Annotated in this window: 1 protein-coding gene; it reads left to right on the forward strand. The window is 33.0% G+C overall.

Going from position 1 to position 1548, the window contains the following annotated elements:
• Positions 1-372: 372 nt before the first annotated feature.
• On the forward strand, positions 373-1548 hold a 1176-nt coding region (locus AC6F8J_RS14400), incomplete at its 3' end, for a CRISPR-associated endonuclease Cas3'' (RefSeq protein ID WP_500724323.1).

The following is a 1548-nucleotide window of genomic DNA, read 5'->3' on the forward strand; positions in this document are numbered from 1 at the left end:
AGAAGATAATTTTGAATCTGAACTTAAAGAAACTTTGACTTTAAAAGCATATATGATTAGTAAAATCTAAAATAAAAACGCCATATTCTTGTTAAATAAGAAATTTGGCGTTTTATATAAAGCGCGAAACGAGATTCGAACATTCCTCGTAACCTACAAAGCCTATAGAAAGGGGACTGCCAGCACGTCTTTTTCTTATGGATTCAAGTGGGGACTCAAATAATATGCAGCACCACATAAATAATTCCTTGTGGGTAAGCAACAAGAATGATAGACTAATATTTAGGCAATAATCTAAACCTAAACGATTTATTGTGAAGATATTTCATGATTTGATTTAAAAAACTAATATGGGGAGGGGTCTATACGTATATAGCTCATAAAAGAGAAGACGAAAGCCATCAATTATTATTTGAGCATTTGAAAAATACTGCAAATTATGCATCTGGTTTTGCTAAATCTTTTAACAACGAAGAATATGCCTATACTATTGGTCTATTACATGATCTAGGTAAGTACTCTAATGCGTTTCAAAATAGGATTCTTAATAACGGAAAAAAATGTGATCACTCAACTGCTGGAGCAATTATAGCATATAAGATGAAGCCCTTTGGCGTCATCTGTTCTTATTGTGTTGCAGGTCATCATAGTGGTCTTCAAAATTATGGTAGCAAAGTTGATGAAGTGCATGAAGGCACATTAATGTCAAGATTAAAATCTAATAGTCATATTCCGAATTACTCAAACTATGTAACAGAAATAAATCTTAATAACTATAATGAATTAGGAAAGCCGAATATAAAACCTCTTGGGAAAGGGGGTTATTCAGTGTCTTTTCTTATTCGAATGCTATATTCTGCCTTAGTTGACGCCGACTTTTTGGATACTGAAAAATTTATGAATAATGGAAAAGTGAATAGGTCAGTTATTTATGATTTTGTAGGTTATCAAAAGCTTCTTAGTATTGAAATTGCTAGGTTTAATATTAATGGTATGATCAACTCCAAAAGAAATGAAATATTGGTTAATTGTATGATGAAATCAAAACTAGGCAAAGGACTATTTTCTCTTACGGTACCAACGGGTGGTGGTAAGACTTTGTCCTCTATGGCATTTGCAATCCAACATTTGTTAAAACATAAAATGGATCGAATCATATATGTGATACCCTATACATCTATTATTGAACAGAATGCCAATGTATTTAAAAATATATTTGGTGAAAATGCTGTATTAGAACATCATTCCAATTTTGACTTTGAACATACCGAGAACAGTAAAGACAATTTGGACAGCAAATTGTATCTAGCCACCGAAAATTGGGACGCTCCGATTATTGTGACGACAAATGTACAGTTTTTTGAATCACTTTATGGAAACAGATCCTCGAAATGTAGGAAACTGCAGAATATAGCTAATAGCGTTATAATTTTTGATGAAGTACAGATGCTTCCGGAAGAATACCTAACACCATGTATCATGGGTATTGCTGAATTGGTAGCTAATTGCAATTCTACGGCTGTATTGTGCAGTGCAACTCAGCCAACG

The organism is Petrocella sp., assembly GCF_059865615.1.